The following is a 15752-nucleotide window of genomic DNA, read 5'->3' as shown; positions in this document are numbered from 1 at the left end:
CAGTGCAACGCAATCGAACCATCGCCGTTATAATGCGCGTTTCAATCCAATATTTTGACCGAACGGGGCAATCGTGAGCAAAGCTGTTGAAGAAGGCCTTCCCTATCCGCTGGGCGCGCATTGGGATGGCAATGGGACAAACTTCGCGCTGTTCTCGGCCAACGCCACCAAGGTGGAGATCTGCCTGTTCGACGGCGACAAGGAGACCCGGATCGAACTGCCGGAATATACCGACGAGATCTTTCACGGTTATCTGCCCGATGTCGGACCGGGCCAGTACTACGGCTATCGCGTCCACGGCCCCTACGAGCCCGAGAAGGGCCACCGCTTCAATCCCAACAAGCTGCTGCTCGATCCCTATGCGCGCGCCCATGCCGGCACGCTGACATGGGACCCCGCCGTGTTCGGTTACAAGATGGAGACCGGCGACGACCTCACTTTCGACGAGCGCGACTCCGCCCCCTTCATGCCGAAATGCGTGGTGGTCGATCGGGACTTCGACTGGACCGGTGAAGCCGGCCGGCAGCCGGTGCCATGGGATCGCACCATCGTCTATGAGACCCATGTAAAGGGCTTCACCAAGCTCAATCCGAACGTTCCGGAAAAACTGCGCGGCACCTATGCCGGCTTCGGCTCCCAGGCTTCGGTCGACTACCTTCGCGATCTCGGCATCACCTCGGTCGAGCTGCTGCCGGTGCATACCTTCATCAATGACGACTATCTGCTGAAGAAGAAGCTGGTCAATTACTGGGGCTACAACACCATCGGCTTCTTCGCGCCAGATCCGCGCTATGCCTCGGACGTGCCGAACTCACTGCGCGAATTCAAGGAGATGGTCGCAAAGCTGCATGCGGGCGGTCTCGAGGTCATCCTGGACGTGGTCTACAACCACACCGCCGAAGGCAACGAGCTCGGCCCGACCCTGTCTTTCAAGGGCATCGACAATGCCAGCTACTATCGGCTGATGCCGGACAAGCCGCGCTACTACATCAACGACACTGGCACCGGCAACACCGTCAATCTCTCCCATGCCAATGTCATTCGCATGGTGACGGACAGCCTGCGCTACTGGGTGCGCGAGATGCATATCGACGGCTTCCGCTTCGATCTCGGCACCATTCTGGCGCGCGAGGTCTACGGCTTCACCGAACAGAGCGGCTTCCTGAAGGCCGTGAACCAGGACCCGCTGCTCACCACGGTCAAGCTGATTGCCGAGCCATGGGATATCGGCCCCGGCGGCTATCAGGTCGGCGGCTTCCCGCCCGGCTGGGCAGAATGGAACGACAAGTTTCGGGACACCGCGCGTGATTTCTGGCGCGGCGAAGCGCCGGTCTCGGCGCTCGCGCCCCGGCTCGTCGCTTCCGGTGACATGTTCAATCATCAGGGCCGCCGCGCCTGGGCCAGCGTGAATTTCGTCACCGCCCATGACGGCTTCACGTTGAACGACAATTTCAGTTACAACGAGAAGCACAACGAGGCGAATGGCGAGGACAACAAGGATGGTCACTCGCATAACCGCTCGTGGAATTGCGGCGTCGAAGGTCCCACCGACGACAAGGAGATTATCGCGCTGCGCGAGCGCCAGAAGCGCAACATGCTGGCGACGCTTCTCTTCGCCCAGGGCACGCCGATGCTGCTCGGCGGCGACGAATTCGGCCGCACCCAGAAAGGCAACAACAACGCCTATTGCCAGGACAGCGAGATCTCCTGGTTCGACTGGAAATGGACCAAGGAAGGCAAGGACCTCCACGCCTTCACCAAGCGTCTGATCGGCCTGCTTGGCGATTGCTCGGTGCTGCGCCGCTCACGGTTCCTCACCGGCGAGCACGATCCGCATCTCGATGTGCGCGACGTCACCTGGATCAATGCCAATGGCGGACCGATGCAGGAGGAGCACTGGAAGGACGGCAACGTCAAATGCTTCGGCATGCTGCTCGACGGCCGCGCACAAAAGACCGGCATCCGCAAGCAGGCCGACGACCAGACCATGCTGCTGATCTTCAACGGCTTCGAGGGACTGGTCGATTTCACCATGCCGGAAGCTTTTGGCGGCAAGGGCTGGGAGCTCCTGATCGACACCAATATTCCTGACGCGCCGGGCGGACAGACTTTCCCGTTCGGCGAGATGTATCAGGTGACCGGACGCTCGCTCCTGCTGCTGACGCTGCAGAAGTGAGACTTGGGCAGCGGCGGCATCTTGCTGTCGCTGCTCACAATTCCCGCAGACTGCACGTATTTTGGCGCGGAACGAAGCTGCACAACTTAACTTGTCTGACATACGCTATTGGCATGGCAATGCAGCCACGGGGAACGTCAGGTGCAGATCCGCGCGGGCTACGACATCGCGTTCGAATTCAGCGAGAATACCGCGGTGGTGCTGATGCTCAGCATCCATCCCGATCGCGAAAAGGACCTCCTGAGCCCGCATCAGATCAGCCTGTCCCGCGACATACCGCTCCACGACTATCACGATATCTACGGCAATACGTGCACCCGTCTGGTGGCGCCGCCCGGCCCGTTGACCATCAGCAACAGTTTTCTCATTTCCGATAGCGGCCTTCCGGAACTCAGCCCCCCTGCAGGCCGGCTGATGCCGGTGGGAGATCTGCCGGATGACGTCCTGATCTATCTGCTCGGCAGTCGCTATTGCGATACCCAGAAACTGTTCGACCTGGCTCTGGCGCAGTTCGACGGCATCACGGATGGCGCGCAACTGGTGCAGGCCATCGTCGACTATGCTCACGACCGCATCGAGTTCGGCTATCACCACGCGCGCAACGACCGGACCGGGTTCGAGGCGCATGAAGAACGCATTGGCGTCTGTCGCGACTTCGCACATCTCGCGGTCACCCTGTGCCGTTGCATGAATATTCCGGCGCGTTACTGCACCGGCTATCTCGGCGACATCGGCGTTCCCATCGATCCCGCCCCGATGGATTTCAGTGCGTGGTTCGAAGTCTATCTGCTCGGTCAGTGGTACACGTTCGATGCCCGCCACAACGAGCCCCGCATCGGCCGCATCGTCATGGCTCGCGGGCGCGATGCGGCTGATGTCGCCATCTCCACCGCTTTTGGCAAGCCGCTTTTGACGCGCTTCGAAGTGGTCACCGACGAGGTGACCGACACCGCGACGTCGGACCAGAAGGTTGCCTGATCTAGCTCCGCGACGGACTGAGCTTCCAGGCCAGCGCCACGATCCCGGCCGTGAGCACGCCCGCGATCGCACCCCCGACCGGCAGCACCAATGTAAGCACCGCCGTCGCAGCCCAGCCGATAGATGAAAAAGCTTCGGCGAAGGTGGCGATACGCGATGATGTCTGGCGTCTCCGGAACTGGCTTCGCTTCGCCTGAACGCGAAACCACAGCTGGATCGACGTCGCCGATCCCGCAGCGACAATCGTCGCAAGAGCGGCGACCACTGCCATCTCCCGCGAGACTAAGCCGAGCGCCGCAATCAGCGGCGTGAAGATCGCCGTGATACAAATCAGGACCACCTCAACCTTCGCCGTGAGCAACGCCGCGGCCGGTATCGGTGCTGTCGTCACCAGATCGGCAGCATCCTCACCGGAGATGGTCAACCAGGCCAGGCCGCCGGCGAGTTGTCCGGCCGCCATCACGATGACCGGCACCAGCACGACGAAAGCGCTCGGCCCGTCGCCAAAGCTGCGCCACAGCATCAGCGCCGGCGGCAGCAGGTAGAGCAGCTGCATGAGCGTCTGCGACATCAGCCAGGGATCGCGCCACAACAGCTTGAACTCCTTGCGGCGCAGCGCGTGCCGACGAGAGATGGCGCGAAACGGCCTTGCGATCCCGATCTTTCTTGAGGCCAGTTGGGGCGAAGCGCTTACGACATAGCGACCGAAATGCGGAGAGAACAGCGCCATGGTCGTGCCGAGCAGAAGCAGCCCAGCCGCCAGCAATGGCAGCAATACGCTCACCTCCCCCAGCATCGCCCGCGCCGGCCACCATGCAATGCTCGACGCATCCGGCACGAAGGCGACGACAGCATCCGAGGTCAGCACCGCGAAACGCGACAGCGTCCCGTAGGACAGGATCGCAGCCACCTGCAGCGCAATGACGAAACCCGCGCCGGTCACAGCTGAAATGATCTGCGCGACCATGCGCGTGCGGGCCGGGCCGCACAGTTCGAACAGACCAACCGCGACGGCAATCGCCACCGCGGAGGCCGACAGACCCATGGCAAGGACGACGCCATAGGCCGCGAACCATCGCGTGCCGCCACCAAGCACCAGCACGTTGACGAACGGCGTCGCCAGCATCAGGGCCATCACGGTGACGGTGAGCGCGATCGCGGCGATCCGGACGGAGAAGACATTGCCCAGCGGCGCAGGCGACGACACGATCAGATCGAGATCGGCGCGCGCATAGAACACCCGCGTGACCGACTCGATCGCTTGCGACAGGATCAGCGCCCAGGCGAGAAATACACTGGCGGTGATGATGATGGCGCTCTGTTGATCCAGCGGCGTCTGCACATCGGCGAAACGACCGACCACCGCATAGGCCGGCAGGTGCAGGAAGATCGCGAAGACGACCAGCAGGATCGTGGCGCTTCGGGTGCGGCTGCGGCGTCCGCCGGTCAGCATGCCGAGCATCTCGCGCCAGCCGAGACGAAGCTCGTGCCGCGCAAACCACAGCGCGCTGACGGCTGCGCTCATGCGGCAGCCGACGCGTTTTCGATCAAGGCGACGAACATTTCCTCGAGGCTGGTGTCGCTCTGCCCCATCTGCTGACGCAATTCGGCGAGCGTGCCTTCGGCAATCAATCGCCCGGCCGCGATCACCCCGATGCGATCTGCCATGCGCTCGGCAACCTCGAGGATATGGGTGGTCATGATCACGGTGCAGCCGCCTTTGACCCGCGCCTGCAGCAGTCCCTTCACATGCCGCGCCGACACCGCATCGAGGCCGGTGAGCGGCTCGTCCAGGATGATGAGTTGAGGCTCATGCACCAGCGCGCCCGCCAGCGCCACTTTCTGCCGCATGCCCTTGGAAAAGCCTTCGCAACGTTCGTGCATATGCGCGGCGAGACCGAGCGAGCCGAGGAGTTCGTGGGCCGCGACATCGGCGGCTCCGGGATCGCAGCCCCATAGACCCGCGATGAATTCAAGATATTCAAGCGGCGTCAGCTTGTCATAGATCATCGGTTCGTCGGAGACCCACGCCATCACCTGCTTGGCGGCGACGGGATCGGCCAGCGCATCAATTCCGGCGATATGGATGGCGCCCGCATCCGGCGGCAGCAGTCCCGCCACCATGCGCAACGTCGTCGTCTTGCCCGCGCCATTCGCCCCGAGCAGCGCATAGAACTCACCGGCATGCACGGTGAGATCCAGCGTATCGACCGCGGGCCGATCGAAACGTTTTGTTAATCCCCGCAATTCGAGAGCGGTCGCGCGCGCGGTCATCATCCGCCTCCATGCGTTGATGCAACCAAGATGCGACCGAGACGTTTCGCCCCGGTGAACACAATCGTCAGAAGCTGCTACCCAAGCGGAATCATTTGCGTAGCTATGTACCTATCGAAGCTGATGGATTCATCATGCAGCACGGTTGTTCGGCCGTCTCGCTTCACAATCGAATTTCAATTATCTAAAATATTAGTGAAGCAACACAACCTCGAATAGACTCGATCCGACGCGATCCGGAGAGTGATGATGACACGACACGCCGTCCTCCGAATGCCGACCGTTACAGATTTCGATGCGCCCTATTTTCTGTCGACGCCTGGTAGCGGCAAGTCCATCACCGACCATCGCAAGAACCAGATCGTCTTCGGCCAAGGCGACAGTGCCGATGCCGTATTCTTCATTCTGCAAGGGCGGATCAAGCTCACAGTTCTGTCAGAACAGGGCAAGGAAGCCGTGGTCGGCCTGCTCGAACCCGGTCAGTTCTTCGGCGAGTGCTGCCTGAACGGCGTCCCCGTGCGAACGTCGACCGCGACCACGATGGAGGACTGCACCATCACGGTGATCAGCAAGCAGACGATGCTCGCCACGTTGCGAGATGAACCGACCATGGCCGAATTCTTCATGGCCTATCTCCTGGCGCGCAATACCCGGATCGAGGAAGACCTTGTCGACCAGCTCTTCAATTCGAGCGAGAAGCGTCTGGCCCGGTTGCTGTTGATTCTGGCCCGCTTCGGCGAAGACGGCAGCAGCCGGCCGATCGACATTGATATCAGCCAGGAGACGCTCGCCGAGATGATCGGCACCACCCGTTCGCGCGTGAGTTACTTCATGAACAAGTTCCGGCGCCTCGGTTTCATCAGTTACGACGCCAAAATCCAGGTTCATGAGTCGCTGCTCAACGCGATGTCGAGCGACAGCATTGACGCGCAGGCGGCCTCCTAGACCTCCATCCGCAGCTTTGTGTTCGCCCAGCGATCCAAAACCTTCGCATTGCAGCACAATATTACCCGATCAGCTGAGATCGAAAGGTAATTAAGACCTCCTTCACTGGAATTCCCTAAGGCTGGACCGGGGATTTTACGAACGCGACATTTTGTTAGTTGCGACGGAAGGGGCATTTCAGATGTTAGTACTCAAGTCGATTTCGGCACGCATGATCGTTGCCATCACGCTGGTCGCCGCAGGCTCCTGTGGCGTCCTTGCAGCCTTCAGCATGTGGCAGCAGCAGACCATCGTCGATACCGCGCTCGAGCGTGAACTACAGAACGACTATCTCAATCTCACTGCGGCGTTGAACGCTGAAACGCGTACGACCCTTTCGGTTGCCGAAACATTGGCTGCGATGCCGCAGATGAAGGATGCCGTTCGCGCCAAGGACCGCGCCGCCACGCTGGCGCTGCTCGACCTGCCCTATGCCAGCATCAAGCCGCGCGGTCTCGAACTGGTGACCGTCGCCACCCCGCCGGGCACTGGCTTCGCACGGGTTCACAATCCAAAGACCTTCGATGATGACATGACCCCGCGTCGCAAAACCGTGGCGCAGGCGACGGCGAACCGCAAGCCGATCGGTGGCGTCGAGCCCGGCCGCGACGTGCTCAACGTGTTCGGCACCGCACCGATCATGGACGGCAACAACATTCTGGGCGTGGTCGACGTCGGCGCGCCTTTCGGCAAGGCATTCGTCGACAGCATGAAGGCGCGCTTCAAGGTCGATGTTGCCATTCACCAGATGGACGGCCAGGCCGCCAAGACGCTGGCCTCGACCTTTACCGGCACCGCCGTCGATCCGAGCGTGATCCGTCGGGCGCTGGCGGGCGACGTCATCATCCAGCAGGGCGAATTGAATGGCCGCGCTTCGGCGACCTCTTTCGGCCAGATCAAGAGTTTCTCCGGCGAGCCGGTCGCCGTGTTCGAGATCGTGCGAGACGCCAGCTCCTATCAGGCGCTGACGCGCAGTTCGCTGACCTGGCTTGCTCTTGCCTCGGTCTGCGTATTGCTGCTCGCGGCCGCCGTCGCGACCTTCATGGGGCGCAGCATGGCGAAGCCGATCAACGCACTCGAAGCAGCGATGCGCACCATTGCCGGCGGCGATCACAGCATCGCTGTGCCGGGCGCTGGCCGCAGCGACGAGATCGGCTCGATGGCCGGTGCCGTCGAAGTCTTCAAGACCGGCTTGCTCGAGACCGAACAGCTGCGCGCTGCGCAGGACCAGCAGCGCGAACGGGCCCAGCATGAACGACGCGATACGATGAATGCCCTCGCCGCACGCTTCGAAAGTGGTGTCGGCGGCGTCGTCAGCGCCGTCAGCTCCGCCGCCACCGAATTGCGCCATACGGCACAGTCCATGGCCGCGACTGCATCGGAATCGACCAACCAGACCGCAGCCGTCGCCGCCGCTTCGGAAGAAGCCACGCAAAGCGCCCAGGCCGTGGCGGCCGCTGTCGAGGAACTCAATGCGTCGATCAGCGAGATCTCCAAGCAGGTGAACGAATCCGCCCGCGTCGCCGGCGATGCCGTGTCGCAGGCTCAGGTCACCAATGGCGAAGTGCAGAGCCTCGCAGACGCCGCACAGAAGATCGGCGACGTGGTGAAGCTGATCAGCGAGATCGCCGCGCAGACCAACCTGCTGGCGCTCAACGCCACCATCGAGGCCGCGCGCGCAGGCGAAGCCGGCCGCGGATTTGCCGTCGTCGCCTCCGAAGTGAAGGCGCTGGCCACCCAGACGTCGAAAGCCACCGACGAAATCTCCGCGCAGGTGTCGTCGATCCAGAGTGCCACACGCCTGTCGGTGGATTCGATCCAGAACATCACCACCACCATCGGCCGCGTCAGCGAGATCGCCAGCACCATCGCCGCTGCCGTCGAGGAACAGGGCGCCGCGACGCTGGAGATCGCCCGCAATGTCGCCGAAGCCGCCCGCGGCACGGGTGAGGTCTCGCAGACCATCGCCGGGGTCAACGAGGCCGCCCGCGAAACCGGCGTCGCCGCCTCGCAGGTGGTCGAGTCCGCCGGGGAACTCTCGCGCAACGGCGAAGACCTGAAGACCCAAGTGGACGCATTCCTGCGCGAAGTCCGGGCGGCTTAATCACCGCTGGCGGCGCGCTTCGGCGCGCCGCTCTTCCATTGCGAACAGAACGGGAATCAGCGAGCGTGATTCGTCACCTCGGATCATTCCCTTGCTCGCTTCAGCCGCCTATCTCGACACCCTCAACCCGGAACAGCGCTCCGCCGTGGAACACGGCGTGCGTGAACGGATCGCCACGCCATCTGCACCGCTGCTGGTGATCGCCGGTGCCGGTTCCGGCAAGACCAACACGTTGGCACATCGTGTCGCACATCTGATCGTGAATGGCGCGGATCCGCGCCGCATCCTGCTGATGACCTTTTCCCGCCGCGCCGCCAGCGAAATGAACAAGCGCGTCGAGCGCATCGCGCGCAAGGTGATCGGTGACAATGCTGGCGTAATGACCGACGCCCTGACCTGGGCCGGCACGTTCCACGGCATCGGCGCGCGCCTGCTGCGCGACTATGCCGAACAGATCGGCCTCGATCCCGCTTTCACGATCCACGACCGCGAAGATTCCGCTGACCTGATGAATCTGGTCCGGCACGAACTCGGATTCTCGAAGACGGAAAACCGCTTCCCCACCAAGGGCACCTGCCTCTCCATCTATTCACGCTGCGTGAATGCGGAGACGCCGCTGGAGCAGGTGCTCGGCGCAAACTTTCCATGGTGCGCCGGCTGGGCTGCCGAATTGCGCGATCTGTTCGCCGGCTATGTCGAGGCCAAGCAGAAGCAGAACGTGCTCGATTACGACGACCTGCTGCTCTACTGGGCGCAGATGGCCAGCGAACCGCAGCTGGCCGAACATATCGGCGGCCGCTTCGACCACGTGCTGGTCGATGAATATCAGGACACCAACCGCCTGCAATCGACCATTCTGATGGCGCTCAAGCCCGATGGCCAGGGCCTCACCGTGGTCGGCGACGACGCGCAGTCGATCTATTCGTTTCGGGCTGCCACCGTGCGCAATATCCTCGACTTCCCGAAACAGTTTTCACCGCCGGCGACCATCGTGACGCTGGATCGCAACTATCGCTCGACCCAGCCGATCCTCGCTGCGGCCAATGGCGTGATCGGTCTCGCCCGTGAGCGCTTCACAAAAAACCTGCGCACCGAACGTGAATCCTCGGCCAGGCCGCAGCTCATCACCGTCCGTGACGAAGCCGATCAAGCCCGTGCCATCGTCGAGCACGTGCTCGATCACCGCGAGGGAGGTGCGCGACTGAAGGAGCAGGCCGTGCTGTTCCGCACATCGTCCCATAGCGGTCCGCTTGAAATCGAACTCACACGTCGGAACATTCCTTTCGTGAAGTTCGGCGGCCTCAAGTTTCTCGACGCCGCGCATGTGAAGGACATGCTGGCGCTGCTGCGCTTCGTCGAAAATCCGCGCGACCGCGTCGCCGGTTTTCGCCTGATGCAGCTCCTGCCCGGCGTCGGGCCAGCGTCTGCGCAGAAGGCGCTCGATCACATGATCGCATCGCCCGATCCGATCACCGCGCTTGCGCTGGCACCGTCTCCGCCGCGTGCCGCCCATGACTGGCGCGATTTTGTCGATGTGATCCGAGAGATCAAATCGGGACGCGCCGGCTGGCCGGCCGAACTCGAACTGGCCCGCCGCTGGTACGAGCCGCATCTCGATCGTATTCATGAGGATGCGCTGACGCGCCGTGCCGATCTGATCCAGCTGGAGTCCATCGCCGCTGGCTATCCGTCGCGCGAGCGCTTCCTCACCGAACTGACGCTCGATCCACCCGATGCCACCAGCGATCAATCGGGCGTGCCACTGCTGGACGACGACTATCTCATCCTCTCCACCATTCATTCCGCCAAGGGGCAGGAATGGAAATCGGTCTATGTGCTGAATGTCGTCGATGGCTGCATGCCGTCCGATCTCGGCACCGGAACGTCCGCGGAGATCGAGGAGGAACGCCGCCTGCTCTATGTGGCGATGACGCGCGCCAAGGACGATCTGCATCTGATGGTGCCACAGCGCTTCTTCACCCACGGCCAGCAGTCGCATGGCGACCGCCACGTCTATGCCTCGCGCACGCGGTTCATCCCGGAAGCGCTGCTGCATCTGTTCGAGCGGACCAGCTGGCCCCGCGCCGGATCGGAAACCGCCCGTGGCGCGATGCCCAATGTGCGCGTTGACATCAATTCGCGCATGCGCTCGCTGTGGCGCTAGAGCCCAGCATCCCAGCTCGGCGTGCCCGCAAATCTTGCCACCAGAAAATCGATGAACAGCCGCACCTTCATCGCCAGATGCCGTGTCGGCGGATAGATCGCGTATAGCGTCAGGGGCGGCGCCTTGTAAGGCTTCAACACCCGCAGCAATGTCCCCGCGCGCAAGGCATCGCCGGCGATGAAGGTCGGCAACAACGCAATCCCTCGCCCCCCGATCGCCGCATCGCGTAACACTTCCGCATTGTTGACGCAGAGCGACCAGCTCGGCTGGATCCAGTGATCGCCATCCTTGCCGGTGAGCTTCCATTGATTGCCGGTGAGCAGCAATCCGTAGGTGAGCAACGCGTGCTTGCGCAGATCCTCGGGGATCTTTGGCGTGCCGTGCTGCTTCAGGTAATCCGGCGAAGCGCAGACGGCGCGATCGATGGCGACGATTTTTCGCGCGATGAGGCTGGAGGATTCCAGATCAGCGATCCGCAGCGTCACGTCGAAGCCGCCCTGCATCGGATCGACCTGATCGTCCGACAGCGCCAGCTGGATCTGCAACTCCGGACACGTGGCCATGAAATCCGCCACCGCCGGCCCGAGCTGCAGCGTGCCGAAGGACATCGGCGCGTTGACCCGCAACAGCCCGCGTGGCGACGACTGCGCCTGCGCCACCGCCTGATCGGCGGCGTCGATATCAGCCAGAATGCTGAGCGCGCGCTCGAAATAGGTCTGGCCGGCTTCAGTCGGGCTGGCATGGCGCGTGGTGCGGTTCAACAGCTGCACGCCGAGGCTTTCCTCGAGTTCGGCGACATATTTCGACATCGCCGAGCGCGACAGCCGGAGCTGACGCCCGGCTTCCGAAAAGCTCCCGAGTTCGACCACTTTCACAAAGGCCCGCAGGCTGTCGAGCTTGTCCATTTCGGTCCCATCCGATTGTCCTCAATTCATAGACAGTCTTGCCACAAATCACCAGATTGTCTTTGAACGAGAACAGACCAATTATCCCGGCAACGGAGGACGACACGCCCTCCCAAACCGGAGACAAGACCATGTCAGGCATCCATCACGTCACCGCCATCGCCGGCCCCGCGCTGCGCAATTTCGATTTCTACACCCGTGCGCTGGGCCTGCGCTTCGTCAAGAAGACGGTCAATTTCGACGATCCCGGCACCTATCACTTCTATTACGGCGACGAGACCGGCCAGCCCGGTACGATCCTGACCTTCTTTCCGTGGGAGCATGCCGCTCCCGGTCGCGGCGGTGTCGGCCAGACCCAGCAGACCGCGTTCCGCGTGCCGGCCAGTTCGCTCGGCTACTGGACGCATCGCTTCATCGAACAGGGCATCGCCCATGAGGCGCTCGAAAAGCGCTTCGGCGAATCGGTGCTGCCCTTCACCGACCCGGACGGGATGAGCCTCGCGCTTGTCGGCGTCGCGGGCGCGGAAGATGAAGCGGGCTGGAGCAATGGCGACATCCCGGCGGAGCACGCGATCCGCGGCTTCCATGGCGTGACCCTGCTGCTGGAGAAGGCCGAGAAGACGAGTGCGATCCTCACCGACGTGTTCGGCTTCAAGGAGGTCGCCCGCGAAGGTTCGATCATCCGCCTGACCGGCGACGCCCGGGAAGGCGCCGTGGTCGATATCTATGAGGCCGGCGGTTTCCTGCCGGCGCGCCAGGGTCGCGGTTCGGTGCATCACGTCGCGTTTCGCGCCAAGGATGACGCCGAGCAGGCCGAGATGAGCCGCAAGCTTGTCGAGGTGCACGGCCAGCATGTGACGGAGCAGAAGGATCGCAACTACTTCCGCTCGGTCTATTTCCGCGAACCTGGCGGCGTGCTGTTCGAGATCGCCACCGATGTCCCCGGCTTTGCCGTGGACGAGCCCGTCGAGTCCCTCGGCGAACATCTGAAGCTGCCGGCTTTCCTCGAAAAGCATCGCAGCGACATCGAGCGCGTGTTGCCGCCGCTCACAACGAATGAGGTGTCGGCATGACCGACCTGTCCCACATCCATCGCTTCGTGCCGGGCAACCGGCACGAGGCTACGCCTCTCCTGCTGCTGCATGGCACGGGTGGTGATGAGAACGATCTGTTGCCGCTCGGTCAGGCCGTTTCGCCCGGTGCATCGCTGCTCTCGCCGCGTGGCCAGGTTCTGGAACACGGCATGCCGCGCTTCTTCCGCCGGTTGGCGGAAGGTGTGTTCGACGAGGACGATGTCCGTCGCCGCGCCGATGCGCTGGCGGATTTCGTCAACGATGCCCGCAAGTGCTACGATCTGCCGGCGCCGATTGCACTCGGCTATTCCAACGGCGCGAATATCGCTGCGGCGGTGTTGCAACTGCGACCGGATGTTCTCGCTGGCGCGATCCTGTTGCGGGCCATGGTGCCGCTGAGCGATCCGCCTGCGGTCAAGCTGGACGGCAAGCCGGTACTGATCGTATCGGGGCAATTCGATCCGATCATTCCGGCGAGCAACTCGCAGCGACTGGCCATTGAACTGGCCAAGGCCGGTGCCGATGTGCAACATCGCACACTACCGATCGGGCATCAGCTATCGCAGGCGGATCTGACGGTAGCGCAGGAATGGTTGGGCGGGATCGACACCTCGCGCTCCGACAACGCGGCTGCATGAAACGACTGAACGCTCCGCTGACAAGCGGGGCGTTCGCTTTCTCACACTATAGATTCGCCGATCCGAAAATCTCGCGATACCAGTCCGCAATCAGTTTCGGATTGATGCGACCATCGACGATGAAGACACCCTGCGCGCCAGCCTCGACCCAGCGCTTCACCGCACCGAGATCGTCCAGCGTCTTCACCACGCAGCCATCGGCACCATAGCCACGCGCGATCGCTGCGAAATCGGTGACAGGAAACTGCGCCATCGCAGCGGAATAACCCTCCGGCACGAAGTGATGCACCTCGGCGCTATAGGCGCTGTCGTTATAGATGAAGATGCAGATGCGCTTCTTCAACCGCACAGCGGTTTCCAGCTCCGCAATCGACATCAAGAACCCGCCATCGCCGACCGCGAGTACCGTCAGCCGCTCCGGCTGCGTCACCGCTGCGCCGATGGCGCCTGCGAGGCCGAGACCGATGGACTGGAAGGCGATCGGAATGCACCAGCCGCGATGATCCGGCACCGACAGATAGCGCGCCACCCAGCCGACGAAATGGCCGCCATCGACGACGACGGTGCGATCCTTCGGCAACAGATCGTCCATCGCCTTGCTCAGTGTGCGTGGATCGATGTGCTCGCCACTGCTGGTGTCCTCGAACGGTGCGTTGCGATTGCTCTTGCCGTCGATGACCGCAGCGATCTGCGGCGTGCGCCAGCCGATACCCGCCACATCCTCGGCAGACAGCGCTTCCAGCAGGGCTGTCGCGACCTGCGAGGCATCGCCCTCGAGTTCGAGATCGACCGGACGATGCATGCCAATGCGGCCCTTCTCCACATCGATCTGGACCAGCTGGGCGTGATCGTCGATCAGCTTGCCCTTTTTCGTCGTCCACATGTTCAGCGACATGCCGAAGGCGAGGATCATGTCGCTCTGCGCGATCAGTTCGGCCGCAGCGGGCGACGAGAAGCCGCCGGCAATGCCGAGATTCCAGGGATGGCCGGAGAACATGCCATGCGCCTGAATGGAGGTGGCGAGCAGTGCGCCGAGCTTGTCGGCGAGTTCGACCAGCAATGGCTGCGCATCGGCCACCACGGCGCCATGGCCCGCAAGGATCAGAGGCCGGCGCGATGAGCGGATGGTGGCGACCAGCTCCGCAAGCTTGTCTGCATGGAGAGTCCGGCGCGGCATCAATGGCGGATGCCGCTTGCCCATGGTCGCGGTGACCGCCATCTCCTGCACGTCGATGGGCAGGCTGAGCACCACCGGCTTGCGCTCCCTGATCGCACGCGCGGCGGCGTTCCAGGTTTCGAGATAGGCGGTCTGCGGATCGGCTATCTGGCGCCATTCACCACCGACTGCATGGACGAGTTCGGATTGATTGAACGCAAAAGCCGACTGCTTGTCGCCGGTGACGACGTCGCCTGCGAGCACGAGCAGCGGCGTGTCGCTCTTCGCAGCCTCGCCGATGCCGGTGATCGCATTGGTGAGACCCGGCCCTGCGGTGACACTAACCACCACGAGTTCACGCGTCAGGCGCGCGGCGACATCGGCCATGCTCATCGCACCGCCTTCGTGGCGGGCGGCGATGAATTCGACGCCGAGATCGGTGAGCGCCAGCGTCACCTTGAAATTAGCACCACCCACCAGGCCAAAACAGCGCCTAGCGCCGAGGTCGGCAATTGCACGGGCCACGGCACGCCAGACGGGAATGGAATCGGGCGCGCTTGCAACCTCGGCGCGGGATGATTTGGCGGTCAACGATGTCATGCGGTCACTCGGCTGGAAGCAACGATGGTCGCGACATTCATTCAAGGATCAGGCCAAAAGTTTAGGCCTAAAGCAATTTAGCAAAATCCGCGCAGTCGTGTCATCAGACTATCGTGAGACAACGAAAAACCGCCCATCGCCTGTCGAGGCGATGACGGTTTGCGATGCAACAGCCGAGAATGCGGGCAGATCAGTGACGTAGCAGCTACGCCCTGCCGACTGCCGCCATGCTGAGCAGATCGTCGATGCGGCGCGGCGCCGCAGCTTCTTCCAACGAGGTGCGCAGGGTCTCGATATCCGTCCCCGGCTGCGGGCGCCATCCGCAGGGGCAACCGCCATCCTGATGGGCGGCGGCGACTTCGCGATAGGTCTGGCCGAGTGCCGTGGCCAGGAGCTTCATCACCACATCGGGCGGCAGGCGCGAACTGTCCAGCACGCGGCAGAACGTCGTCATGATCGCCTGGTTGAGATAGGTCTGCGCCGAATTCTCGTCGGTGATATCGGCGGTTTTGACCGGCTGTGGCAGCATGAGCTTTTCCTTTGCGACCCCACGCCTGAATAGGCTGCGAGATGGCATCGCTCAACCGCTTTCCGGGCCCCTGCGCTTAGAAGCCCTGTAGCTTTGAATCGCTCGAAACATGAACCCGTAGGGCGGATGAGGCGAAGCCGTCATCCGCCGCGGAGTTTCAACTTTGAACTC

General features: G+C 62.7%; 12 protein-coding genes. 7 read left to right on the top strand and 5 right to left on the bottom strand.

Annotation, left to right across the window (positions count from 1 at the left end):
• Positions 1-70 precede the first annotated feature (70 nt).
• Both glgX and ACIQ17_RS01560 read left to right on the top strand, forming a co-directional pair.
• Positions 71-2176 carry a glycogen debranching protein GlgX gene (gene glgX / locus ACIQ17_RS01565; protein WP_398464744.1) on the top strand — a complete coding sequence of 702 codons (2106 nt, stop codon included), beginning with the start codon at positions 71-73 and terminating at the stop codon, positions 2174-2176.
• Between the two features lie 141 nt (positions 2177-2317).
• Positions 2318-3154: a transglutaminase family protein gene (locus ACIQ17_RS01560; protein ID WP_398464661.1), complete on the top strand. Its 837-nt coding sequence runs from the start codon at positions 2318-2320 to the stop codon at positions 3152-3154.
• A gap of 1 nt (position 3155) precedes the next feature.
• Here ACIQ17_RS01560 and ACIQ17_RS01555 read toward each other — a convergent pair whose 3' ends face one another.
• Together ACIQ17_RS01555 and ACIQ17_RS01550 are read right to left on the bottom strand one after the other, a co-directional pair.
• A complete protein-coding gene (locus ACIQ17_RS01555) occupies positions 3156-4679 on the bottom strand; it encodes a permease (protein WP_398464659.1) in 1524 nt (507 codons plus the stop codon).
• Entirely contained in the window at positions 4676-5428 is a 753-nt protein-coding gene (locus tag ACIQ17_RS01550; protein WP_398464657.1) for an ABC transporter ATP-binding protein, read from the bottom strand. Before ACIQ17_RS01550 ends, ACIQ17_RS01555 begins: the two co-directional genes overlap by 4 nt.
• A gap of 249 nt (positions 5429-5677) precedes the next feature.
• Between ACIQ17_RS01550 and ACIQ17_RS01545 the strand changes: the two genes are divergently transcribed.
• From ACIQ17_RS01545 to ACIQ17_RS01535, 3 genes are all read left to right on the top strand, one after another.
• Positions 5678-6373 (top strand): Crp/Fnr family transcriptional regulator, encoded by a 696-nt coding sequence (locus ACIQ17_RS01545; RefSeq protein ID WP_398464655.1) that lies wholly within the window; start codon positions 5678-5680, stop codon positions 6371-6373.
• Positions 6374-6554: 181 nt separating this feature from the next.
• A complete protein-coding gene (locus tag ACIQ17_RS01540; protein ID WP_398464653.1) occupies positions 6555-8516 on the top strand; it encodes a methyl-accepting chemotaxis protein in 1962 nt (653 codons plus the stop codon).
• 91 nt (positions 8517-8607) lie between these two features.
• Positions 8608-10680 carry an ATP-dependent helicase gene (locus ACIQ17_RS01535; RefSeq protein WP_398464651.1) on the top strand — a complete coding sequence of 691 codons (2073 nt, stop codon included), beginning with the start codon at positions 8608-8610 and terminating at the stop codon, positions 10678-10680.
• Here ACIQ17_RS01535 and ACIQ17_RS01530 read toward each other — a convergent pair.
• Complete coding sequence (locus ACIQ17_RS01530) at positions 10677-11585, bottom strand: LysR family transcriptional regulator (RefSeq protein ID WP_398464649.1); 909 nt, start codon at positions 11583-11585, stop codon at positions 10677-10679. The genes ACIQ17_RS01535 and ACIQ17_RS01530 overlap by 4 nt on opposite strands.
• Before the next feature lie 131 nt (positions 11586-11716).
• Between ACIQ17_RS01530 and ACIQ17_RS01525 the strand changes: the two genes are divergently transcribed.
• Positions 11717-12658: a ring-cleaving dioxygenase gene (locus ACIQ17_RS01525; protein WP_398464647.1), complete on the top strand. Its 942-nt coding sequence runs from the start codon at positions 11717-11719 to the stop codon at positions 12656-12658.
• Entirely contained in the window at positions 12655-13296 is a 642-nt protein-coding gene (locus ACIQ17_RS01520; protein ID WP_398464645.1) for an alpha/beta hydrolase, read from the top strand. The genes ACIQ17_RS01525 and ACIQ17_RS01520 overlap by 4 nt, the downstream gene beginning before the upstream one ends.
• Positions 13297-13342: 46 nt before the next feature.
• On the opposite strand, the gene ACIQ17_RS01515 is transcribed toward ACIQ17_RS01520, so the two are convergent.
• A complete protein-coding gene (locus ACIQ17_RS01515) occupies positions 13343-15052 on the bottom strand; it encodes a thiamine pyrophosphate-binding protein (protein ID WP_398464643.1) in 1710 nt (569 codons plus the stop codon).
• Between the two features lie 205 nt (positions 15053-15257).
• Positions 15258-15581 (bottom strand): hypothetical protein, encoded by a 324-nt coding sequence (locus tag ACIQ17_RS01510; RefSeq protein ID WP_398464641.1) that lies wholly within the window; start codon positions 15579-15581, stop codon positions 15258-15260.
• Positions 15582-15752: the final 171 nt, after the last annotated feature.

The organism is Tardiphaga sp., assembly GCF_044340795.1.
Lineage (GTDB): Bacteria > Pseudomonadota > Alphaproteobacteria > Rhizobiales > Xanthobacteraceae > Tardiphaga.
Note: the sequence above shows the minus strand (reverse complement) of the source record. Positions and strands in the feature narration are given on the sequence as shown.

Coding starts and splice junctions, on each gene's coding strand:
- ACIQ17_RS01515 (WP_398464643.1), bottom strand. CDS start 15,052: ATGACATCGTTGACCGCCAAATCATCCCGCGCCGAGGTTGCAAGCGCG.
- ACIQ17_RS01545 (WP_398464655.1), top strand. CDS start 5,678: ATGACACGACACGCCGTCCTCCGAATGCCGACCGTTACAGATTTCGAT.
- ACIQ17_RS01540 (WP_398464653.1), top strand. CDS start 6,555: ATGTTAGTACTCAAGTCGATTTCGGCACGCATGATCGTTGCCATCACG.
- ACIQ17_RS01550 (WP_398464657.1), bottom strand. CDS start 5,428: ATGACCGCGCGCGCGACCGCTCTCGAATTGCGGGGATTAACAAAACGT.
- ACIQ17_RS01530 (WP_398464649.1), bottom strand. CDS start 11,585: ATGGACAAGCTCGACAGCCTGCGGGCCTTTGTGAAAGTGGTCGAACTC.
- ACIQ17_RS01555 (WP_398464659.1), bottom strand. CDS start 4,679: ATGAGCGCAGCCGTCAGCGCGCTGTGGTTTGCGCGGCACGAGCTTCGT.
- ACIQ17_RS01520 (WP_398464645.1), top strand. CDS start 12,655: ATGACCGACCTGTCCCACATCCATCGCTTCGTGCCGGGCAACCGGCAC.
- ACIQ17_RS01525 (WP_398464647.1), top strand. CDS start 11,717: ATGTCAGGCATCCATCACGTCACCGCCATCGCCGGCCCCGCGCTGCGC.
- ACIQ17_RS01510 (WP_398464641.1), bottom strand. CDS start 15,581: ATGCTGCCACAGCCGGTCAAAACCGCCGATATCACCGACGAGAATTCG.